Origin of the sequence: Streptomyces sp. NBC_00289, from assembly GCF_041435115.1 — a bacterium.
GTDB lineage: Bacteria > Actinomycetota > Actinomycetes > Streptomycetales > Streptomycetaceae > Streptomyces.
This window is the reverse complement of the sequence record NZ_CP108046.1, coordinates 7,173,405-7,194,904: the sequence shown is the minus strand read 5'-3', so window position 1 is coordinate 7,194,904 and position 21,500 is coordinate 7,173,405. Positions and strand designations below refer to the sequence as shown.

The following is a 21,500-nucleotide window of genomic DNA, read 5'->3' as shown; positions in this document are numbered from 1 at the left end:
CCACGCATCTCAGCCAGTCCGGCGCTTGAGGACGAAGCCGGTCCAGGGGCATTTCAGCCCGTCCGGCGTTTGAGGACGAGGCCCGTTCAGGGCCGACCCGGGGTCTGGGGGCGGAGCCCCCGGCAGACATCACACCGCACCCGACGACGGAGCCCCGCGCTAGCGGCCCCGCACCGCCCGCGCCACCCGCGTCGCCGCCTCCGCCCGGGGCCGGCTGTCGGGCAGCCGCCGACGGGGATGAACCGTGTTGGCCAGCAGCACGACAAACGTGTCCGTCGCCGGGTCGAGGACCAGCGAGGTCCCCGTGAACCCCGTGTGTCCCGCCGCCCCCCGCCCGGCCAGCTCGCCCATGAACCACGGCTGGTCGAGGGCGAAGCCGAGTCCCGGCGGGGTGAGGAGGAGTTCGACGAAGTCGGGGCCGAGGATCCGGGCGGGCCCGTAGGAGCCGCCCGCCAGCAGCGTGCGGCAGAACACCGCCAGGTCCCGTCCCGTGGAGAACAGGCCCGCGTGTCCCGCCACCCCGCCCAGCGCCCACGCGTTCTCGTCGTGCACCTCGCCGCGCAGCATCCCGCGGTCGGCCTTGGCCCACGGCCGCCGCTGGTCCTCGGTGGCCGCCGCGCCGGGGCACGGCCCGAAGCCGGTCGCGGTCATGCCGAGCGGCCTGGTGATCCCCTCGTGCACGAGGACGTCGAGGGGCCGGCCGGTGACGCGTTGCAGGACGTGCTGGAGCAGCAGCGGGTTGAGGTCCGAGTAGGTGTAGGTGCCGGGCGCGCCGACCGGCCGCTCCGCCCGCAGCAGGGCGAGCCGTTCCGTGTCGTCGGCGCAGTCGTACAGCGGGAGCTCGGGGCGGAGCCCGGAAGTGTGGGTGAGCAGTTCTCGTACGGTGATGCCGTGCTTGGCGGCCGCGCGGAACTCCGGCAGGTAGGCGCCCACCCGCGCGTCGATGCCGAGTGTGCCCCGCTCGATCTGCTGGACCGCGGCGACGGCCGTGAACAGCTTGGTGAGGGAGGCCAGGTCGAAGGGCGTGGTGACGGTCGTACGGACCCGTGCGGCGGGCGGCAGTTGCACGCCCGCGTCCGTCCGCGGGTCGTAGGCGGTGTAGCGCACGGCCCAGCCCACCGCCTCCTCGACGGCGATCACGGGACCGCGCCCGGCGACGACGACGGCGCCGGACGCCCAGGGCCGCTGGCCGGCGGTGAGGGCGCGGACGCCGGTGACGAGACGGGCGAGTTCCCCGGAGTCGAGTCCGGCCCGCTCCGGTGTGTCGTTGCGCAGTCGCGGTGCGCTCAGCTCTCGACTCCCTCCACACTCGCACGCTTGTTCCAGGGACGGCACATTCCCACGAAACAGATCAGTGCCACCAGTGCGGCGGCAAGTTGGACGACGGCCATCGGGACGGCGGTGTGGTCCCCGGCGATCCCGACCAGCGGGGAGGCGATGGCGCCGATGAGGAAGGAGGTCGTTCCGAGGAGGGCGGACGCGGAGCCGGCCGAGTGCCTGGTGCGCATCAGGGCGAGCGTCTGGCTGTTGGGGAGGGTGACGCCCATCGCGGACATCAGCACGAACAGGGCCGCGGCGACGGGGGCGAGGCCGACCTCGCCGAAGGCGCCGGCCGACATCAGCAGCAGGACGGTCGCGGCGGCGATGACCACCAGGAGGCCCGCGCCCAGCACCCGGTCCAGGCTGACCCGTCCGACCAGGACCTTGCCGTTGATCTGGCCGACGACGACCAGGCCCACCGAGTTGAGACCGAACAGCAGGCTGAACGTCTGCGGGGACGCGCCGTAGATCTCCTGGATCACGAACGGCGAGGCCGCGATGTAGGCGAAGAGGGCGGCGAAGGCGAAGCCGCCGGCGAGCATGTAGCCGGTGAAGGGGAGGTCGGAGAGCAGGCGGCGCATGGAACCCAGGGCCTCGCCGACACCGCCGGCGTGGCGTTCGGCGGGTTCGAGTGTCTCGGGAAGCTTCGCCCAGACGACCCCGGCGAGCAGCACGCCGACGACCGTGAGCACGACGAACACCCCCCGCCAGTCCGTGACGCGCAGGATCTGGCCGCCGATGAGCGGTGCGACGATCGGGGCGACTCCGGAGATCAGCATGAGGCTGGAGAAGAACCGGGCCATGGCCACGCCGTCGTACAGGTCACGGACGACGGCTCGCGCTATCACGATGCCGGCGGCGCCCGCGAGGCCCTGCGCGAGCCGGAAGGCGACCAGGAACTCGACGGTGGGCGCGAAGGCGCACAGCACGGTGGCGACGACGTACACGGCGAGGCCGGCGAGCAGCGGGCGCCTGCGGCCCCACCGGTCGCTCATCGGGCCGACCACGAGCTGCCCCAGCGCCATACCGGCCAGGCACGCGGTGAGCGTGAGCTGGACCGTCGCGGCGGGGGCGTGCAGGGCGTCGGTCACCTCCGGCAGCGAGGGCAGGTACATGTCCATCGCGAGCGGAGGCGTGGCGGTGAGGCCGCCCAGGATCAGCATCACGAGCAGACCGGTACGCCCGGCCGTACGGGCGTCCGGCCGCTGGTCGGACACGACGGAAGGCCGCTGGTCGAACTCGACCGACGGCCGTTGCTCCGCCGCCTCCGGTCGCCGCGGGTCCGGCACGGCGGCCGGTCCCCGCGCCGCCGCGTCCGCCGCGTCCGCCGCCTGCCGGGTGTCCGGTGTCGGCGCCCCAGGCTCGGGCATGTGCCCCTCCCTCTCCGAGTGGTCCGCCACCTATGCTCTCAGCTCGTACGCAGTGGCGATGGTCAGGTGAGCGAGGGTGAGCCGGGATGACGGAGCAGAGGGTGCGCTGGGGGGTCCTGGCGACCGGTGGGATCGCGGCCGCGTTCACGGCGGACCTGGTGGATCTGCCGGACGCGGAAGTGGTGGCGGTGGCCTCGCGGGCGAAGGACTCCGCGGAGGCGTTCGCGGAGCGGTTCGGGATACCCCGGGCCTACGGCGGCTGGGACGCGCTCGCGCGGGACGAGGACATCGATGTCGTGTACGTCGCCACCCCGCACTCGGCGCACCGGCAGGCCGCCGGGCTGTGCCTGGAGGCCGGCCGCAACGTGCTGTGCGAGAAGGCGTTCACGCTGAACGCGCGCGAGGCCGGGGAACTGGTCGCGCTGGCCCGTGGGCGCGGCAGCTTCCTGATGGAGGCCATGTGGATGTACTGCAGCCCGCTGATCAGGCGACTGAAGGCGCTGGTCGACGACGGCGCGATCGGCGACGTACGCACCGTGCACGCCGACTTCGGGCTCGCGGGCCCCTTCCCGCCCTCGCACCGGCTGCGTGACCCGGCACAGGGCGGGGGCGCCCTGCTGGACCTCGGCGTGTACCCGGTGTCGTTCGCGCAGTTGCTGCTGGGTGAGCCCACGGACGTGATGGCCAGGGCGGTGCTCTCCGAGGAGGGCGTCGACCTGCAGACCGGGGCCCTGCTGTCCTGGGCGGGCGGGGCGCTCGCCTCGGTGCACTGCTCCGTCGTCGGCGGCACCGCCACCACCGCCTCCGTCACCGGCTCGCGGGGCCGTATCGACATCCCGTACGGCTTCTTCCACCCGGACCGTTTCGTGCTGCACCGGGACGGCCGCGAGCCCGAGGAGTTCGCGGCCGACGCGGCGGACGGCCCGCGCAGCAGCCTCAAGCACGAGGCGCGTGAGGTGATGCGGGCCCTGCGCGCGGGCGAGACGGAGTCGCCGCTGGTCCCGCTGGAGGGCACGCTCGCCGTGATGCGGACGCTCGACGCGATCCGGGACCGCATCGGCGTCCGCTACCCCTCGGAGGCGAACGAGCCGGGTCTCACGCCGGCTTGAGCCCCTGGTCGCCCACCTCCGTCACGAAGGACGCGGCCGTCGTGACCGTCGCCCCCGGCGTGGTCACGTACGGCACCGTCCGGAAGTCGGCGCGGGCCTGGGTCTGTCCGAGGGTGACGCGCGCGTAGCCGCGACGGCCGTTGTAGAACTTCAGGTGCGGGTTGGCGGTCATGTAGGTGGCCCAGTTCGCGGGCCGGTCGGAGCCGTCCTTGCCGCTGGCGACGGAGGTGGCCACGATCTCCGTGCCCAGGGTGCGGGACGCCGGGTCGTCGAAGTCGTCCTTGACGTCGAAGGCGTACCCGACGTGCACGTCCCCGGTGAGCACCATCAAATTCTCGACGCCGGCCGCCTTGGCGCCGTCGAGGATGCGGCGGCGGGCGGCCGGGTAGCCGTCCCAGGCGTCCATGGAGACCTTCGCGGCCGGGTTGAGATCCATCTTGCGCTGGGAGAAGCAGACCTGCTGCGGCATGACGTTCCACAGGGCGCGGGAGTCGCGCCAGCCGTCGAGCAGCCAGCGTTCCTGCGTGGTCCCGGTCAGGGTGCGCGACGGGTCCGCCGTCTCGGGGCCGGGGACGTGCGGGACGTCGCCGTAGGCCTGGTCGGAGCGGTACTGGCGGGTGTCGAGGACGTCGAACTGGGCGAGCGCGCCCCAGTTCAGCCGCCGGTAGAGCCGCATGTCGGGGCCGGCTGGAAGCTGCGGCAGGCGCAGCGGCTGGTTCTCCCAGTACGCGCGGTAGGCGGCGGCGCGGCGCAGCAGGAACTCCGGTGTGGAGACGGCGTTCTCGGGATGGTCGCCGGCGTAGTTGTTCTCGGTCTCGTGGTCGTCCCAGGTGACCACGAAGGGGTGCGCGGCGTGCGCGGCCCGCAGGTCGGGGTCCGTCTTGTAGAGGGCGTAGCGCAGCCGGTAGTCCTCCAGCGTCGCGGCTTCGTGGTCGAACAGGGACGGGAGCACCCGGTCGGTGTAGCCGCGGGCGCCGCCGGCCGAGTCGACCGCGTACTCGTACAGGTAGTCGCCGAGGTGGAAGACCAGGTCGACGTCGTCCTGGGCGAGATGGCGGTGCGCGGTGAAGTACCCGTCGTGGTAGGCCTGGCAGGCGACGGTGGCGAAGGTGAGCTGTGAGACGGCGCTGTCCGCGGCGGGCGCGGTGCGGGTGCGGCCGGTCTCGCTGAGCCAGGTGCCGGTGCGGAAGCGGTAGTAGTAGACGCGGCCGGGGTCGAGGGCCTCGACCTCCACGTGCACGGTGTGGTGGAACTCGGGGTGCGCGGTGGCGGTGCCCCGGGCGACGACGGTGGCGAACGTCTCGTCCCGGGCCACCTCCCAGTCGACGGCGATCCGTTCGGCGGGCAGTCCGCCGTCGGGCTGGTACGGCAGGGGTGCCAGCCGGGTCCACAGGACCACCGAGTCGGGCCGCGGGTCGCCCGAGGCCACGCCGAGGGTGAAGGGGTGGGTGCCGATCCGCGCCGTGTCGAGTTCGGCGGCGCCCGCCACCCCGGTGGCGGGCAGGTCGACGGCGAAGGCGAGCGCGACGGCCGCGCCGGTGGCGCTCAGGAAGCGGCGGCGGCCGATGTGGCGGGCGGCGGCCCGTACTTCGGGAGCGTGTCCCGCGTGGACCCGCCCTGACGTAAATGCTGTGATTGTCATTCTGTCCTCCCCCGACAGTTGAGGGAGGAGGCCGGAGGGCGGCCCGGGACGACACGCGGTGTCGCGCGCACAGCACCCGGACGGCGGACGCGGGCGTCCCGAATGGCGGACCGACGACGGGACCCGGCCGCCGTGCCCGAGGGCCGCTCCTCCCCTACGCTGCGGCCTCATGAATGCCAATCGGATGGACGGGCGGGACGGCGGCGAGCGGGACGGCGGGGGGCGGCCGCGGGTCGCCGTGGTGACCGGGGCCGGCTCCGGCATCGGCCGCGCGGTCGCCGTGGAACTGCTCCGCGCGGGCTGGTCGGTGGCGCTGGCCGGCCGTCGTCCACAGCCCCTGGAGGAGACGGCGGCGCTGGCCCCCGAGGCCGCCTCGATCGCCGTACGCACGGACGTGTCCCGGCCCGAGGACGTGGCGGCGCTGTTCACCGCGACCGTGGAGCGCTTCGGACGGGTCGACCTGTTGTTCAACAACGCGGGGACGTTCGGCCCCGGCGGGGTGCCGGTCGAGGAACTGCCCTACGAGGCCTGGCGGCACGTCGTCGACACCAACCTGAACGGCGCGTTCCTGTGCGCGCAGGCCGCCTACCGGCAGATGAAGGAGCAGGACCCGCAGGGCGGCCGGATCATCAACAACGGCTCGATCTCCGCCCACACGCCCCGGCCGCACTCGGCCGCCTACACGGCCACCAAGCACGCGCTGACCGGCCTGACCAAGGCCCTGTCGCTGGACGGGCGGCCGTACCGGATCGCGGTCGGGCAGATCGACATCGGCAACGCGGCGACGGACATGACGGAGCGGATGGGGACCGGCGCCCTCCAGGCCAACGGCGAGATCGCGCCGGAGCCCGTGATGGACGTCGCCGACGTGGCGCGCACGGTCCGGCACATGGCCGCGCTGCCGCTGGAGGCGAACGTGCAGTTCGCGACGGTGCTGGCGACGACGATGCCGTACGTGGGGCGCGGCTGACCGCGATCCGGACGCGGTCCGCGTGTGGCCGGAACACGGGTCCGGGACGCGGTCCGGGACGCGGTCCGGCCGTGGTCCGACCGTGGGTCCGGTCGTGGTCCGGTCGTGGTCCGGAGATGGTCAAACCCTCAACCTGCACAAGCGGAGTTGATTGTTCCGCCCCATACCGGCCGGTAGCGCGCTTATGCTCTTGACCTCCTCCACCGGAGCTTCACACTTGGAGCACAGAGCTTCCGCAGACCATGCCGAGGGGGGAGGCGGCAGCCGTTCCACCGCACCGGGTGGGGGTGGCCCTCGCGAGACATCGTGGGGTACGCACCGGTACCTGGAACGGCTGCCGCACGACGTCGTCGGACCGTCGAACCGCCGCCGCGTGACTCCGCCCGTGAGCCGCTCGGAACACCGTCCGTGACGGCCTCAGGGCCGGTGTCGCCGCCCGACGGCCGGACGGCGCCTGCGTACCGCGTACGCCCCGCCCGCCAGCAGGGCGACCGTGCCCACCGCGCCTTCGAGGAGCCGCCAGGCCGACGTGCCGGCCGGCTGCGCACCAGACGCCCCGGCGAGCGCTCCCGCGGCCGCCCGCGCGGCCTTACCGCCGGCCTGCCGGGTGGGTGACGCGCTCGCCCCGCCCTCGCTGAGCGGCTCGACCAGCGTGCCCACCGGCCGCACCGAACTCCCCGTCCCGAAGCCCCAGTCGAGCAGCGCGGCCGCCTCCTCGTACACGGAACCGCTCCCGCTGCCCGGGTGCATCACGGTCACCAGCAGGGTCCGTCCACCGCGCACGGCCGCGCCGGTGAAGGTGTTGCCGGCGTTGCTGGTGTAGCCGTTCTTCACCCCGATCAGGCCCGGGTACGTCCGCACTCCCCACGCGCCCGTCAGCAGCCGGTCGGTGTTCTGGATCTGGAAGGTTCTGCCGTCGCCCGCCGGGAAGTCGGCGGTCCTCGTCGCGCAGTACGCGCGGAAGTCGGCGTCCTTCAGCCCGTGCCGGGCGAAGAGCGTGAGGTCGTACGCCGACGAGCGCTGCCCCGGGTGGTCGAAGCCGTCCGGGCTGACCACACGCGTGTCCAGGGCCTGCAGGTCCGCCGCCCTGGCCTGCATCTCGGCGACCGTGCGCGACACCCCGCCGTTCATCCGGGCGAGCACGTGCACCGCGTCGTTGCCCGAGCGCAGGAACACGCCGTGCCACAACTGCTCGACGGTGTAGGTGATCCCCGCCTTGATCCCGACCAGGCTGGAGCCCGCCGGGATGCCGGCCAGGTCGGCGTCCGTCACCGTGTACCGCTCGGTCCGCGCGAACCTCGGGAGCACGGTGTCGGCGAACAGCATCTTCAGCGTCGACGCGGGCGCGAGGCGCCGGTGCGCGTCACTGGCGGCCAGCACCTCGCCGCTGTCGTGATCGGCGACCAGCCAGGCGCGGGCGGTGAGCTTCCGGGGCAGACCGGTGGCGCCCCGCACCTGGACGCCGTCGCGGGCCAGCCGCGCTCCGCCGACGACCGACGGAGCGGAAGCGGGCGCCGCGGAGGCAGAGGGCGCCACGGAGGCCAACGGGGCCGTCGCGGCGAGAGCGAGCAGGGAACGCCTGGACAGGGAATTCAAAGAAAGACCGCTCCTCACAATGTGACACCCCACCCCACAGGGGTTTCCTGGCAGTACGCCCTGCTCAGCTTAGGAAACACCTGTCTTACCGAATTCTGAATCCGGACGTTTCATTCTCAGGTCCTCCACACGTATTACTCAGGACGACTCAAAGGTTTCTCCCTAGCTTGTGGCAGCGCCCACAGCGGGCGCCAAGAACCTTCGAGGAACGGGATGTTTGGCATCTATCTCAAGCGCGAACTGAGCCGGCGCAAGAAGGCGGCTCTGGTCATCGCACTGGGTCTGGCGCTCGGAATCGCCCTGGTCATCACCGTGAACTCGGTGTCGGCCGGCATGGCTCAGGCACAGGACAAGGTCCTGCAGTCGCTGTACGGACTCGGCACCGACATGACCGTCACCAAGGCCAGGTCGGCGCCCACCGGAAACAGTTCGGGCAGACCCAACTTCGAGTTCGACGCCCAGTCCGACGACGACTCGTCGGAGCAGAGTTCGGACCGTGTGATGACCCAGGGCGGCCAGGCCCTGAAGTCCTCGCTGGTCGCCAAGGTCTCCGCGCAGAAGGGCGTGGCGAACGCGGTCGGCGCGATCACCCTGAACGTCACCAAGGTCGACGGCTCCTTCACCCAGGGCAAGGCGCAGAGCACGACCGGCGGCCAGACCCAGAACCAGGGCGGCCCCGGCGGTGGCACCAGCAGCGGCAGCACCGCCCAGCCGCAGGTGCAGGGCGGCGGCGCCTCCTTCGACGTCAACTCCTACTCCGTCGCCGGCGTCGACGTCACCGACCAGACGCTCGGCCCGCTGGCCGGCTCGACGATCAGCTCGGGCACGACGTTCACGGCCACGCAGACCAACGCGAAACTCGCGGTGCTCAGCAAGTCGTACGCGAAGGAGAACACGTACAAGGTCGGCTCGACCTTCAAGATCTCCGGCACCAAGTACAAGGTCGTCGGCATCGCCACGCCCGAGAGCAGCGAGTCCACGACCGACGTCTACCTGCCGCTGAAGCAGGCGCAGACCCTGGCCGACGCGAAGAACCAGGTCACCACGATCTATGTGAAGGCCACCGACTCCAAGCAGATCGAGACCGTCAAGTCGACCATCCAGAAGAACATCTCCGGTACGACGGTCACCACCTCCGCCGACCTCGCCGACACCGTCTCCGGCTCGCTGTCCACCGCCTCGAACCTGGCGACCAGCGTCGGCAAGTGGCTGTCGATCGCGGTCCTGGCCGCCGCCTTCCTGGTGGCCGCGCTGCTGACCTCCTCGGCGGTCTCCCGCCGGGTGCGTGAGTTCGGCACCCTCAAGGCGCTCGGCTGGCCCAGCCGCAGGGTCACCCGGCAGGTCGTCGGCGAGTCCATGGTCAACGGTCTGCTCGGCGGCGCCCTCGGCATCGGTCTGGGCCTGGCGGCCGCCTACGCGGTGACCATGATCAGCCCGAAGCTCACCGCCCAGCTCGGCACCACCGGTGGCGGGGCGGGCGGCGGTCCCGGCGGCGGCGGTCCCGGCGGGCAGTCGACGCAGAACACCATGGAGATCGCGCTCTCCGCGCCGGTCTCGGTGACCACGATCGCCCTCGCGGGGGGCCTGGCGGTCACCGGCGGTCTGATCGCCGGCGCCATGGGCGGCTGGCGCGCCTCCCGGATGCGTCCGGCCGACGCCCTGCGCAGCGTCTCCTAGGCCCTGGCGCCGACTCCCCCTCACTCACGCTCAACCACGGAGAACCCATGTACAGACTGACCGGCGTCGCCAAGCGGTACACCCGCGGCAAGGACACGGTGGAGGCGCTGCGCGGCGTCGACCTCACCATCGAGGACGGCGACCAGCTCGTCATCCAGGGCCCCACCGGCGGCGGCAAGTCGACGCTGCTGCAGATGATCGGCGGCCTCGACCGCCCGTCCGAGGGCAGCGTCGAGCTGGACGGCGTGGACCTCGCCTCCATCAGCGAGGCCAAGCTGACCCGGCTGCGCGCCGAGAAGATCGGCATCATCTTCCAGGCGTTCAACCTCATCCCGACGCTGACCGCGCAGGAGAACGTCGAGACGGCCCTGGTCCCGCTCGGCGTGAAGCCGGCCGAGCGCCGCGAGCGCGCGGCGGAGGCGCTGCGCTCGGTGGGCCTCGGCGAGCGTCTCACGCACGTCCCGACCGAACTGTCCGGCGGGCAGCAGCAGCGCGTCGCCATCGCCCGCGCGCTGGTCAAGAAGCCGAAGGTGCTGCTCGCCGACGAGCCCACGGGCAACCTCGACGAGGGCACCCGCGACGACATCATGTCCCTGCTCGAAGGGCTGTGGCGGGAGTACGGGCTGACCTTCGTCATCGTCACCCACGACTCGTCGATCGCCCGCCGCGCGCCACGACTGGCCACCATCAGGGCAGGCCAGATCACGCTGACCGAGCAGGCCGTACGGTCCTGACCGGTCAGCCCGTGGGGCCGTTCACCGCCCGAGTATCCGGTCGATCTCGGCCGACTGCTCAGCGGTGAGCGGCCCCTTCGCGATCGCGCCCGCGTTCTCCTCGGCCTGCGCGACGGAACGGAACCCGGGAATCGGCACGGTGCGCGGACTGCGTGCCCAGATCCAGGCGAGAGCGCCCTGGGCGAGGGTGCGGCCGCCGCTGGTGAGGATCTCCCTGAGGGCGTCGATCCGGCCCAGCCATTCCGGATCGGCCCCGGTGCCGTCCTCGAACCCCTCCAGCCAGGCCGGCGGCCGGCTGCGGATGTCCCCCGGCTCCAGCGCCTGCCGCGCTCGGCGCTTCCCGGCCAGCAGCCCCATCGCCAGCGGACTGCGGTTGATGCTCGCGAGCCCCGACTCCTCGCACAGCGCGATCATCGCGGGCGCGTCCCGCAGCACGTTCAGCGCGTGCTGTACGGCGGCGCAGTGCGCCCCCTCGGCGAACACGGCCGCGCGGTCGGGATCGTCGGTGCTCCACGCGTACGCCCGTATCAGCCCCTCGCGCACGAACTCCTCGCAGGCCTCCCGCAGTCGGGCCGCCTGCTCCGGGTGGGCGTCGGAGAGGTGCAGCTGGTAGAGATCGACGTGGTCGGTGCCGAGCCGGCCGAGCGAGGCGGTGAGAGCGGCGCGCGCGTGCCCCGGGGAGGCGTCCTGCCCGGTGAGGGTCCGGGTCCCCTCGTCGAAGAGGTTGCCCCACTTGGTGGCGACGACGACATCGGCCCGCCGCTTGCCGAGGGCCCGGCCGAGCACGCGCTCGCTGTGCCCGGTGCCGTAGACGTCGGCGGTGTCGAAGAAGGTGACACCGAGGTCGAGGGCGCGGTGGATCGCCCGTACGGACTCGTCGTCGTCGACCTTTCCCCAGCCCAGCGGCTGTCCGCCGGCGTCCTGCCACTCGCCCCCGATGGCCCAGCAGCCGAATCCGAGGGGGCTGACGTCGATACGGCCGCGTCCCAGTGTCCTGGTGGTCTCCATGACGACCGACGCTAGGTGGTGAAGCGCACTCCAGCGCAAGGGGTGTGCGGGAGCCGTACGACGGTCACGACGCTCTGTTCACGCCTGACCGGTCTCGAACCGCGAGATCCTGCCGTCGTCCCCGACGGTGAAGCTCCAGCGGGTCCGCATCTCGCCCCAGGTGTCGTTGCTGTAGCGGGCGAGGAGGGCACGGCCGCCCTGGGACTCCCTGTCGACCTCCAGATGACCGTGCGAGGAGAAGATCTCCCGGTCAATCCAGTCGGTGAGCTCACGGTCGGAACCGTCGTCCGCCATCGTCGCGTCAGGGGCGAGCAACGCCAGGAAACGGTCCCGGTCATGGGCGTTGACGGCGCTGACGAAGGCGCGGACGGCCGGGTCGCTGAGTCTGGCGGTCTGAATCGTCATGCCGGTCAGACTCGCACCGCCCGACGGACTCCGCCACCCGAACGGCGGCCCGGACCGGCCACCGGGTGTCAGAAGTGCGACGGTGGAAACGCGGGAGGGGAATGTCCACAGTTCCTGCTGTCTGCACCGGGAGTCATCGTGACCACATTCGACCGACGTGATCTGGGCCTGCTGCTGCTCCGGCTGGGCACCGGCGGAGTCCTCGCGGCACACGGCGCGCAGAAACTCTTCGGCTGGTTCGGCGGACACGGTCTGGAGGGGACGGGCCAGTTCTTCGAGTCCGTCGGCTACGCGCCCGGCAAGGCGAGCGCGACGGCGGCGGGCCTGGCCGAGGCCGGCGGCGGCACCCTGCTGGCGCTGGGCCTGGCGACCCCGGCGGCCGGCGCGGCGGCGGCCGGCGCGATGACGGGAGCGGCGGCGGTGCACGCCCCGAACGGCTTCTTCAACCAGAGCGGCGGCTACGAGTACGCGGCGGCCCTCGGCCTGACGGCGGCCGGCCTCGCGATCACCGGCCCCGGCCGCCTCTCCCTGGACCACGCCCTCGGCCACGCGGTCAACCGCAGCTGGATGGTCCCGGCGGCCTTCGCGGTGACCGGCCTGGCGACGGCCCTGGTGGTGGGCGCCCGCAACAAGCGCCTGCGCAAGGCGGAGGAGGGCGAGCAGGAGGCCCTGTTCGACGAGGAGGCTGCGCTGTACCGGGACTAGGCCCGCGACGGCGACGTTCGCCCCGTCGCGACGCCCGGCACGGTGGTCCGCGCGCGCGGCGTCATGAAAAGCTGCCCGGATGACCGACCGGGCCACCCCTCCCAGCACCACCGCGGACACCGACCTCTGGACCTCCGTCGACGACCTGCACACCTGGCTGGACACCAACCGCCCGGTCGACGGCTCGGAAGGCCTCCTCCTCCGCATCCTGAAACTCTCGGAGGAGGTCGGCGAGGTCGCCCAGGCGGTGATCGGCGCGACCGGCCAGAACCCCCGCAAGGGCCTCACCCACACCTGGGACGACGTCCAGTCGGAACTGTGCGACGTCGTCATCACGGCACTGGTGGCACTGCGGACGCTGACGCCGGAGGCGCGGGAGGTGTTCGCGCGGCACCTGGCGGGAGTGACCGAGCGCTCGATGGCAGCGACTCGGCCACATAACCACCCGATCGAGCGAGGAACGAGCGATTCCGCCGCGCCTGCCGAACCTGTGCCCTAATCTCCTGGATCACCGAGGGGCCACGGGGGGCATGGGTGATCGAGAAGATCGTGGGTGGCGTCTGCGTTGCGCTGCTCACCTGGACGGGCCGGACAGTGTGGCAGAACCGGCACCACTTACTTCTGCTGAAGTTGCTGTTCGTGCCACGCCGGAAGATACGCGTATCGGTGGCGGTACTCCTGAGACTCCACGACGAGGACCACTACGTTCTCTTCGACTCCCCCACCCGGCCGGGAGGTTACGGCCCGCCCGGTGGGGTCGTGAAGTACCACCAGACCCCGCGGGGCACCCTCGAAAAGCTGGGCTTCGACCCCGAGGGCCGCACCAACGACGTGATGAAGCACGACCTGCGGGGCTTCCTGCCTGCCGCGAGGATCCCCGGCTTCGCGCGCTGGCTGCACCGCGCCACGGGCCGGGAGCCCGCGACGGAGTGTCTGCGCCGGGAAATGATCGAGGAACTCGGTGAGGTCGGCCATCCCGAACTGGCGCCCCTCGCCCAGGCGGTCAGCTTCTCCCCACTCCGCACGGTCGTCGACGGCCCCATGAAGGTTCCGGGTGAGGCCTACCGGCAGATCCGCTTCATCGAGGTGTACGACCTGCTGCCCGACCGGCCCGAGGCAGCGGAGCTGCGCGCGGCACTCCTCGCTCTGGCACGGACCCCGGACTCCCCCCACGTGATCGGCGCTACGCGCCAGGACATCGTCCGTGGACGCTCCGGTCCTCATGTCGTGCTGCCGCAGTCCGCCTTCCTCATCGGCGACCGGCGCGAGCGGGAAGACATCCAGCCGGTGCGCTGAGGGCGTGCGTGCGACCGGCCCCACGAACACCGTGACGAAGGCGAAACCCCGTGAAAGCAGATCCGTTGGCCCTTCTGCACGCCGACGCCGCCGGTCTCGGCATCGACCTGACACCAGACCTGCTCGGGCAGGTGGTGGACGCCTTCGGCGCGGGTCTCTTCGCTAGACTCCTCGATCCGCGGGAAGCGGCCACCGCCGTCGCCGACATCTGGAACGCGGCGTACAACAAGCTCGACTTTGACAGCGCCGTCATCGTCTGCCTCGCGGTGCGCCGCGTCCTGGCACCCGGAGCCTCCCGGCTCCAGCCTCATCTCGGGAACCTGCGGTGGAGGGCGACGTGGTGCCATGTCCATCTCTACCTCGCCGGGTCGCTGTACCAGCAGGCCAAGGAGTTGATGGCGCACGGGGCGGGTGACCTCGTCCGCCCGATGCTCACGGAGGCGCTGCGCTGCTGGGACGTCGTCGAGCCGAACGACGGCCACCTGGCCGATCGCACGCCCGGCCGCATCTGGCGCGGGATGCGCGGGGTGACCCGTCTCGTTCTCGCCCGTCAGGACCCCGAGCCCCTGGCTCTGCTTCGGGGCGCCCGAGTCGATCTGCGACTCGCCGAGGAGCGCGGGGACACCAGCGAGGAACACTTCGCGTTCCTTCTGGAGGTCCACTACCGGCTGAGCCAGCATCCCGAGGAACCCCGCACCATATGGGACGAGGTGGACCAGCTCGTCGAACGCGCGCGGCCGTACGTCTCCGACTCGTTCTCGTGGCTGTCCGTGCTCGGCGAGGCCCACCTGCGCAAGGCCCAGTCGGTCGTGCACGGAGAAGACGAGAAGGCCGCCGACGACACCGACGCCACCGTCGACCTCGGGCCGGGCCCGAGGCCCGAACTCCCCGGCGACGAAGCGGTCGTAGCACGCCGCAAAGCCGCCCTCGACGCGTATCGCGAGGCACTGCGCCTCTTCCGGTCGGCGCAGGAGCGGGTCAACGGCAGCGAGCACGGCTTCCGTCTGGTCATGCTGCGGCACAACCACGGCGTCGCCCGGGCGGGTATCGCCCGCACGCTGCAGGCGCTCAGGGAGATGGACGAAGTCCGCGACCTCTACTCGGCCGCACTCGACGACTTTCGCTGGAGCGCCCGTCACGACACCCCGGTCCGCGGCTCCGCCTACCCCTCGGCACTGATCGACTGCGCCCTGCACCTGTACCGTTCCCGGGACTTCGCCGGCGCGCACGCGGTGGCAGAGGAGGCGTACTTCCTCTGCGAGGCCACGCCCGACCTCCTCGCCAACCCGGCGCGGCAGAAGTTCCTGGTGGAGCTGTGGCGTGCGGCCGCTCTCCGCGGGCTGTGGCCCTGGACGGAGACGGCGCCCGACGAACTCCCGGAGCCCGACCCCGTGTCCGCTCCGCTTCCCGCCGACGTGCGTACGAGACTCGATGCGCTCCTCGCCGTACAGCCCGACGAGCTCATGTCGGCCGTGCCCCTCGTCCTGTCCGCATGGCTGCTCATCGAGCGGGCCGAGCCTCTGGTGGACCTCCCTCGCATCCGGGCGACACTGGCCACCCTGCACACGCTGCGCGAGCGGGCGACCACGGACACACGCTCCTGGCTGTCCGCCCGACTGGGCATGTTGTGCGGCCAGTTGGACCGCCTCTGTCGCATCACGAGTGGCCCGGCCACCGACGACACCACGGGCCCGACCCGAAACACCGACGGCCTCGCGCTCGAAGCTCCCGCGCGGGAGAACCTGCTCGCCCGTGCCTACGCCTACTTCGGCGACGCCGTGGCCGAGACGACCGAGCGCCGCCGACAGCTCGAGTTCGGTCTCGGCAGGGCCACGCTGCACCATGCCAAGGCGCTGCTCGCCGAGGAGGGCGAGTCGGAGACCGCCGTCCAGCTGCTTCACGAGGCGCGGGACGTCCTGACAGCCTGCCTTGACGAGCCGACCGACGGCCCACCGGCCGTATCCGGAAAGCCCGTCGAGCGGCCTCTCGTACGTGAGCGCGTGACCAGCTACCTCGGCGAGACCTGCCTGCGCCTGCATGCGCTGACCCGCGACGAAGCCCATCTTCGGGGAGCGGTCGAGTGGTTCGAGCAGACCATCGCCGCGAACGAGACCATGGGAAACGTGCAGGGCATGCTGGGCGACGCGTATCTGCGCCTGGCACGCACCGGCAGCAAGGACGACCTTCGCACAGCGCTCGCCCTCAAGGCGAAGGCCCGCGCGGGCGGCGACCGGTCGCGCGAGAACTTCAGCGTGTCGGCCGCCGGCCACCACCGGCTGTGGCGGCTGACCCAGGACCCCGAGGAGTTCGCGACGGCGGTCGGCCTGGCACTGCGAGCCCGCGGACTCGCCGCGGACTGGCCGTGGCCACTGCTGCAACTCGCCGACCTGGCGGGCGCACCGGCCGCCGTCAGGGCCACACCCCAGCTGTCGTGGGAAGCGGAGGAAGCCGAGACGTACGGAGCCGCCCACGCGGAGTCACAGCGGCTCCTCGAAGCCGTACGGAACGGCGACCAGACCCGGCTGCACGAACAGGCGGCACGGACGGCCGTCCACTCCCGGACCTTCCGACAGGCCGTACTCGGTGGGCGGTCGGAGACCTTCGTCCTCGACGACCCGCACCGGCTCCTGTCCACGACTCTGGTACTCAAGCCGACCTACCTCGCCGAGGCCGAGGCCGAACGGGCACACCTGGAATCCCTGCGGCAGTACCTTCGCGACACCGCCGCCCCACGCTGGATGCGACTGCCCGAGGTACTGGCCCTGGTGGACCTGCCGCACGACTGGGCCAGCACCCGCCGCCCACCCCCGGACACGGCCCTCGCCTCCCGTCGCGCCGTGGGCCGCAGCCTCGCGGGTGCCATCGCCGACGCCTACGACGGCCGCCGACGGCTGCCGTACGAGATGCTGGTCTGCGCCCTGCGCTACCTCGCCCGGATCCACGTGTGGTCGAGCGGGGTCACGGGCATCGCCCACACCGGGTCGACGCACCGGGCGCACGCCAGGGTGGCCGCCGAACTCGAGAAACGAGCCGGTCGGCTGCAGATCCCCGGCGCCCGTGATCTCGTGGAGCAATGGGAGGCGGTGGCCGTGCCGTCCTTGCCGTTTCTGCCCGGCAGAGACGCCCACGCGGAGAACTGGCTGGTCACGGACTCCGGTGACGTGGTGGCCCTGGACCTCGAACCGCACGGTCACTTCCCGCTGCTCTACGAAGTGGTCCAGTTGATCGAGGACCACGCGGCGCTCCCCCTCAAGGACAGCGACTGGCCGGACCGCGAGGCCCTGTGCCGGGTGTACCTGGACGAACTGGCGGCCCTGGGGCACACCGACACGATGTCCGGCCCTGACGTGCTGCCCGCCTACCAGGCGTTCGCTCTGGTCAGGGCGGTGTTCCTCGTGGAGCACCTGTCCGGCCGGCCGTCGGACGGCAAGCCGAAGCCGTCATCAGCCTCGACAGGCTCACGGCGCTGGGCCCGACGCCGACTCGCCCACTCCCACGCCCTGCTGGAGCGCTGCGCCACCACGGCGACCGAGGAGGGCCTGCGAGACCTCGCCCTGCGGCTGGAAACTTTTCTGCCCGCCGACGACACGGGGGATGTCCTGGTCGGAGCCTGAGCGGCAGCCACGTCACGACCGCTCCTGCGCCTCTACGGTCGGGGCCGCTCACGGGCGGACCCCTGCCGCGGCTTCGCCGGCCCCGGAGGCGTCCGGTTTCTCGATGCGGAACGGTGAGGGCCTGGGGCTACCATCCGCCATATGGCGTTACTTGAGCGGGGGGACTGGCTTGACGCGCTGCGACGCTGCCCGGCAGGGCGGGTGGTCCTGGTGTCCGGTGAGGCGGGTATCGGCAAGACCTCTCTCGTCAGGGCGTTCTGCGCCGGGCTGACCCGGCCGGTGCTATGGGGTTCGTGCGACGCGCTGCGGACGCCGCAGCCACTCGGCCCGCTCCACGACATCGCACGGCAGGCGACAGGTGAACTGGCCGCGGCGATGGCCGCGGAGAGCTCGCGTCAGGCGATGTTCCACGCGTTCCTGGACCAGTTGACGGCGCGGGAAGCCCTCGCCGTGGTGGAGGACGCGCACTGGGCCGACGAAGCGACCATCGACCTGCTCGTGTTCGCCGCCCGCCGGATCTCCTCCACGCGTGGCCTGCTCGTCATCACCTACCGGGACGACGAGGTCGGATCGGATCACCCGTTGCGCGCGGTGCTGGGAGCGCTCGCCACCGACAGGAGTGTGCTGCGCGTACGGCTGTCACCGCTCTCGGCCGCGGCCGTCGCGACGCTGGCCGGACCGGACGGCCCGGATCCCGCGGAACTGCACGCCCGGGCCGGCGGCAACCCCTTCTTCGTGACCGAGGTCCTGGCCGATCCCGACCACCGGGTTCCCGAGACCGTGCGCGACGCGGTGCTGGCCCGGGCGGCCGGGCTCGGCCCCGCGGAGCGCGAGGCGCTGAACTCGGTGGCCGTCTTCCCCGGTCATGCTCCCGCGCCCTTGGTCCAGGCGCCCGGAAAGGCCGTCGACGGCTGCGTGGACGCGGGAATGCTGCTGCGCGACGGCACGCGGATCCTGTTCCGCCACGAGCTGGCCAGACTGGCCATCGAAGAGGGAATCGCGTCGGCACGCAGGACCGAGCTGCACCAGCGCGCACTGGCGGACCTGACCCGGTGGGGCAGCGATCCGGCCCGGCTCGCCTATCACGCGGAGGAGGCGGGCGACGCGGCGGCCGTACTCGTGCACGCCGGTGCGGCGGCGAGGCGGGCGTCCGCCGTCGGTGCTCACCGGCAGGCGGCCGACCACTACGCCCAGGCGCTGCGGTTCGCCGACGGGATCGGCCCGGGCCGGCACGCCGAACTGTTCGAGCGGCATGGCGAGGCGTGTGCGCACGCCGGACGGGCTGCCGCGGCCGTTATCTCCTCCCGTCGGGCGATCGAGTGCTGGCGGGAGGAAGGCGACCAGGAGCGCGAGGCCGCTCTGATGGCGTGCTGCTCCTACTACTTGTGGAACCAGGGCCGGAACGCCGAGGCACATGCCATGGTGCGGCAGGCGCTCGCCCTCGCCGAGCGGCTGCCGGAGGGCCCCGGGCTGGTCGCCGCGTACACCTGGTCGGCGTACCTGCTGATGCTTGCCCGGGACATTCCCGGGGCGGTGCGGACCGGCAGTCGCGCCGCCCTGCTCGCCGAGCGGTTCGGGGAACAGACCCTGCTGGCCCGGGCGCTCAACGCGGTCGGCTCCGCACAGTGGTCCATCGAGCCCGACCTGGCCGTGCGGACCATGCTCCGTAGTCTGCGGGCGGCCCACGCGGCCGGTGACGACGCGGCCGTGGGAAGTGCGATGGTCAACCTCGGATCCGCGGCAGGCGAGGTCCGTCGCTATGACCTCGCGGAACACTGGCTGCGCGAGGCCATGAAGTGGTGCTCCGACCGCGACCTGGACGACGTACGGAGTTACGCCACGGCATGGCTGGCCCGGTGCCTGTCGGAGCGCGGGCAGTGGTCGGCGGCGGAAGCGACGGCGGACCAGGTGGGAGCCACCGAGTGCACACCGAGCCGGATCGTCGCGCTCACCGTGCTGGGGCGGCTGCGGACCCGGCGGGGAGAGCCGGGCGCGGCGGACGTACTCGACGAGGCGTGGTCGCTGGCCCGACAGACCGGAGACCTGCAGCGCCTGTGGCCGGTCGCCGCGGGACGCGCCGAACTCGCGAGTCTGAGCGGACAGCAGGCCGACAGCAGCCTGTCCGAAACGTACGAACTGGCGGTACGGCTCGGCATCGGATGGGCGATCGGTGAACTCGGACAGTGGCTGGAACCGCGGCCAGATGACGTCCACCCGGCCGCCGCCCCGCCGTACCGGATGAATCCCGTCGACGCCGCGCGCGCCTGGGACGAGCTCGGTTGCCCGTACGAGTCGGCCATGGCGCTCGCCCAGAGCCCGGATCACCTGAGCGAGGCCTTGCGCGCGTTCGAAGGTCTTGGCGCGCGACCCGCCGCGGACCAGGTGGCAAGGTGGATGCGCGACCTGGGCATCCGGACACCACGGCGTTCCACGCTGGCTCATCCCGACGGGCTCACCGCACGCGAAGCCGACGTCCTCGACCTGCTCAGGGACGGACTGCGGAACTCCGAGATCGCCGACCGGCTCCGCATCGCGGAGAAGACGGCCGGGCATCACGTCTCCTCCATCCTGGCCAAACTCGGCGTGCGTACACGCCAGGAGGCCGCCAGACATGGGGAGATCGCGGAGCGAACATAGGGAACCGCTCCCGATGCCCCGAGGCCGCCGCCAGGCCGACAGTGGCTCTCGGAAAGGAGCGTGCACCATGCCGCGATATCTCGTGCAACGGACCTTCACCGAGGGTCTGCACATCCCGATGGACGACGAGGGCGCCAAGGCCTGCAGGAACGTCGTCGAGGGCAACGCCGCGTCGGCCGTCACCTGGGTGCAGTCGTACGTGAGCCGGGACAAGAGCGTGACCTACTGCGTGTACGACGGGCCGTCTCCGGAAGCCGTGCGCCAGGCCGCACAGACCACGGGCCTGCCCGTCGACCGGATCACCGAGGTCAGTGTCCTGGACCCGTACTTCTACCACTGACCCTCGCGGAGTCGTCGACAACCGGCGGCCCGCCCACCCCGACCCACGGCACCTCCCGGTGACAGGCGTGAGGCGATACGGGCGGAAGTCCGACCACCGGCGACGGCGGCTCCCGGCGACGGCGAACAAGTCGAGCAAGTCCATAAGTCGAACAAGGAGGAACATTGAATGTGTCATCGAATCGGATAGGCCGCGCTCCCGGCGGGCCCGCCCGCGGGTGCGGGCCGTGGAAGTGGGCGGGCCGGATGACGCGATCGCCCAGAGCGGTGGTGTTGGTGACCGCCGCGCTGCTGGCGACGGCCTTCGCCGTGACACCCGCCTACGCGGACGATCCGGGACTGAACTGCGCGCTCACCGCCACCGGTTCCCTGTCGGTCTCGCCGTCACCGGTGGTCTACGGCCAGAACGCCCAGGTGAACTGGGGCGCCGACGGCGTGGGCTGCGGCCCGGACGACGCGCTGCGGATCACCGGGCCCGGCTTCGACCCGGCGACCGACCTCTTCCCGGTCGGCGGCGGTTCCCGGCCGGTGTTCATCACGTCCACCGGCACGGTCACCTGGAACCTGACGGTGATTGACCTGTCGTCGGACACCGGCTTCAGCAGGAACCTGGCCTCCGTGACGATCCCGGTCACCGGCGTCACCGTCGTACCGAACGTGCTGGGCGACTCGCAGACCCAGGCGTCCCAGGCACTCTCGGCCGCCGGGTACGTGGTCGGCCAGGTGAACACCGTGGTCGACTGCGACAACGTAGGCCGGGTGAGCCGCCAGTCCCCGAGCGCGGGAACGCCGCTTGTGCACGGCTCCCCGGTCGCGCTCACCATCGGAACCAGGCCGCCACGCCCTCGGGTCTGCCAGTGAAGCTCTGCCGATAGGAATGCTGTTCGCACCTACATGCGCGCCAGGGCCGCGGTATCGCCGGTCCTGGCGGGCGTGTGCGCACTCGGCTGTTGCGCAGTCTCGGCTGTTGCGCAGTCGGCGTCCGCGCCCAAGGCAGAGGAGACGGCGGGCCAACGGCCGACCAGGTCGTAGGGGAGGGCAGAGCCGCGGGTGGGGGCAGACGAGTCGGGCTGTACGC

General features: G+C 71.9%; 17 protein-coding genes. 11 read left to right on the top strand and 6 right to left on the bottom strand.

Translation table 11 applies throughout. From position 1 onward, the window contains the following. Positions 1-159: 159 nt before the first annotated feature. Both OG985_RS32520 and OG985_RS32515 read right to left on the bottom strand, forming a co-directional pair. Positions 160-1,335, bottom strand: a complete 1,176-nt coding sequence (locus OG985_RS32520; RefSeq protein ID WP_371671911.1) for a serine hydrolase domain-containing protein — start codon at positions 1,333-1,335, stop codon at positions 160-162. Then, a complete protein-coding gene (locus tag OG985_RS32515; RefSeq protein WP_371671910.1) occupies positions 1,287-2,690 on the bottom strand; it encodes a multidrug effflux MFS transporter in 1,404 nt (467 codons plus the stop codon). The genes OG985_RS32520 and OG985_RS32515 overlap by 49 nt, the downstream gene beginning before the upstream one ends. A gap of 86 nt (positions 2,691-2,776) precedes the next feature. On the opposite strand from OG985_RS32515, the gene OG985_RS32510 reads away from it, so the two are divergent. After that, positions 2,777-3,799 carry a Gfo/Idh/MocA family protein gene (locus OG985_RS32510; RefSeq protein WP_371671909.1) on the top strand — a complete coding sequence of 341 codons (1,023 nt, stop codon included), beginning with the start codon at positions 2,777-2,779 and terminating at the stop codon, positions 3,797-3,799. Here OG985_RS32510 and OG985_RS32505 read toward each other — a convergent pair. Further along, positions 3,786-5,441 carry an alkaline phosphatase gene (locus tag OG985_RS32505; RefSeq protein ID WP_371671908.1) on the bottom strand — a complete coding sequence of 552 codons (1,656 nt, stop codon included), beginning with the start codon at positions 5,439-5,441 and terminating at the stop codon, positions 3,786-3,788. The genes OG985_RS32510 and OG985_RS32505 overlap by 14 nt on opposite strands. Positions 5,442-5,610: 169 nt before the next feature. Between OG985_RS32505 and OG985_RS32500 the strand changes: the two genes are divergently transcribed. After that, a complete protein-coding gene (locus OG985_RS32500; RefSeq protein WP_371671907.1) occupies positions 5,611-6,411 on the top strand; it encodes an SDR family oxidoreductase in 801 nt (266 codons plus the stop codon). A 417-nt stretch (positions 6,412-6,828) separates the two neighbouring features. Here the strand turns inward: OG985_RS32500 and OG985_RS32495 are convergent, their stop codons facing one another. Then, positions 6,829-8,007: a D-alanyl-D-alanine carboxypeptidase family protein gene (locus OG985_RS32495; protein ID WP_371671906.1), complete on the bottom strand. Its 1,179-nt coding sequence runs from the start codon at positions 8,005-8,007 to the stop codon at positions 6,829-6,831. A 213-nt stretch (positions 8,008-8,220) separates the two neighbouring features. Here OG985_RS32495 and OG985_RS32490 point away from each other — a divergent pair, with 213 nt between their 5' ends. Both OG985_RS32490 and OG985_RS32485 read left to right on the top strand, forming a co-directional pair. After that, positions 8,221-9,684: an ABC transporter permease gene (locus tag OG985_RS32490; protein ID WP_371671905.1), complete on the top strand. Its 1,464-nt coding sequence runs from the start codon at positions 8,221-8,223 to the stop codon at positions 9,682-9,684. Positions 9,685-9,731: 47 nt separating this feature from the next. Further along, entirely contained in the window at positions 9,732-10,418 is a 687-nt protein-coding gene (locus OG985_RS32485) for an ABC transporter ATP-binding protein (protein WP_371671904.1), read from the top strand. A gap of 21 nt (positions 10,419-10,439) precedes the next feature. On the opposite strand, the gene OG985_RS32480 is transcribed toward OG985_RS32485, so the two are convergent. Beyond that, positions 10,440-11,426 carry an aldo/keto reductase gene (locus OG985_RS32480; RefSeq protein ID WP_371671903.1) on the bottom strand — a complete coding sequence of 329 codons (987 nt, stop codon included), beginning with the start codon at positions 11,424-11,426 and terminating at the stop codon, positions 10,440-10,442. Positions 11,427-11,504: 78 nt separating this feature from the next. After that, a complete protein-coding gene (locus OG985_RS32475) occupies positions 11,505-11,831 on the bottom strand; it encodes a nuclear transport factor 2 family protein (RefSeq protein ID WP_371671902.1) in 327 nt (108 codons plus the stop codon). A 138-nt stretch (positions 11,832-11,969) separates the two neighbouring features. Here OG985_RS32475 and OG985_RS32470 point away from each other — a divergent pair, with 138 nt between their 5' ends. From OG985_RS32470 to OG985_RS32440, 7 genes are all read left to right on the top strand, one after another. Then, complete coding sequence (locus tag OG985_RS32470) at positions 11,970-12,536, top strand: DoxX family membrane protein (protein ID WP_371671901.1); 567 nt, start codon at positions 11,970-11,972, stop codon at positions 12,534-12,536. A 79-nt stretch (positions 12,537-12,615) separates the two neighbouring features. After that, positions 12,616-13,035 (top strand): MazG-like family protein, encoded by a 420-nt coding sequence (locus OG985_RS32465; protein ID WP_371671900.1) that lies wholly within the window; start codon positions 12,616-12,618, stop codon positions 13,033-13,035. Between the two features lie 35 nt (positions 13,036-13,070). After that, positions 13,071-13,832 carry a hypothetical protein gene (locus OG985_RS32460; protein ID WP_371671899.1) on the top strand — a complete coding sequence of 254 codons (762 nt, stop codon included), beginning with the start codon at positions 13,071-13,073 and terminating at the stop codon, positions 13,830-13,832. Positions 13,833-13,882: 50 nt separating this feature from the next. After that, entirely contained in the window at positions 13,883-17,446 is a 3,564-nt protein-coding gene (locus tag OG985_RS32455) for a hypothetical protein (protein ID WP_371671898.1), read from the top strand. A gap of 141 nt (positions 17,447-17,587) precedes the next feature. Beyond that, positions 17,588-20,083, top strand: a complete 2,496-nt coding sequence (locus tag OG985_RS32450; RefSeq protein ID WP_371671897.1) for an AAA family ATPase — start codon at positions 17,588-17,590, stop codon at positions 20,081-20,083. Positions 20,084-20,150: 67 nt separating this feature from the next. Further along, entirely contained in the window at positions 20,151-20,423 is a 273-nt protein-coding gene (locus tag OG985_RS32445) for a DUF4242 domain-containing protein (protein WP_371671896.1), read from the top strand. Positions 20,424-20,668: 245 nt separating this feature from the next. Beyond that, a complete protein-coding gene (locus tag OG985_RS32440) occupies positions 20,669-21,283 on the top strand; it encodes a PASTA domain-containing protein (protein WP_371671895.1) in 615 nt (204 codons plus the stop codon). Positions 21,284-21,500 lie beyond the last annotated feature (217 nt).

What these genes read in the sequence shown, in the direction of transcription:
- OG985_RS32515 (WP_371671910.1), bottom strand. Translation starts at nt 2,690, where the DNA reads ATGCCCGAGCCTGGGGCGCCGACACCGGACACCCGGCAGGCGGCGGAC.
- OG985_RS32510 (WP_371671909.1), top strand. Translation starts at nt 2,777, where the DNA reads ATGACGGAGCAGAGGGTGCGCTGGGGGGTCCTGGCGACCGGTGGGATC.
- OG985_RS32505 (WP_371671908.1), bottom strand. Translation starts at nt 5,441, where the DNA reads ATGACAATCACAGCATTTACGTCAGGGCGGGTCCACGCGGGACACGCT.
- OG985_RS32500 (WP_371671907.1), top strand. Translation starts at nt 5,611, where the DNA reads ATGAATGCCAATCGGATGGACGGGCGGGACGGCGGCGAGCGGGACGGC.
- OG985_RS32490 (WP_371671905.1), top strand. Translation starts at nt 8,221, where the DNA reads ATGTTTGGCATCTATCTCAAGCGCGAACTGAGCCGGCGCAAGAAGGCG.
- OG985_RS32485 (WP_371671904.1), top strand. Translation starts at nt 9,732, where the DNA reads ATGTACAGACTGACCGGCGTCGCCAAGCGGTACACCCGCGGCAAGGAC.
- OG985_RS32480 (WP_371671903.1), bottom strand. Translation starts at nt 11,426, where the DNA reads ATGGAGACCACCAGGACACTGGGACGCGGCCGTATCGACGTCAGCCCC.
- OG985_RS32475 (WP_371671902.1), bottom strand. Translation starts at nt 11,831, where the DNA reads ATGACGATTCAGACCGCCAGACTCAGCGACCCGGCCGTCCGCGCCTTC.
- OG985_RS32465 (WP_371671900.1), top strand. Translation starts at nt 12,616, where the DNA reads ATGACCGACCGGGCCACCCCTCCCAGCACCACCGCGGACACCGACCTC.
- OG985_RS32450 (WP_371671897.1), top strand. Translation starts at nt 17,588, where the DNA reads ATGGCGTTACTTGAGCGGGGGGACTGGCTTGACGCGCTGCGACGCTGC.
- OG985_RS32445 (WP_371671896.1), top strand. Translation starts at nt 20,151, where the DNA reads ATGCCGCGATATCTCGTGCAACGGACCTTCACCGAGGGTCTGCACATC.
- OG985_RS32440 (WP_371671895.1), top strand. Translation starts at nt 20,669, where the DNA reads ATGACGCGATCGCCCAGAGCGGTGGTGTTGGTGACCGCCGCGCTGCTG.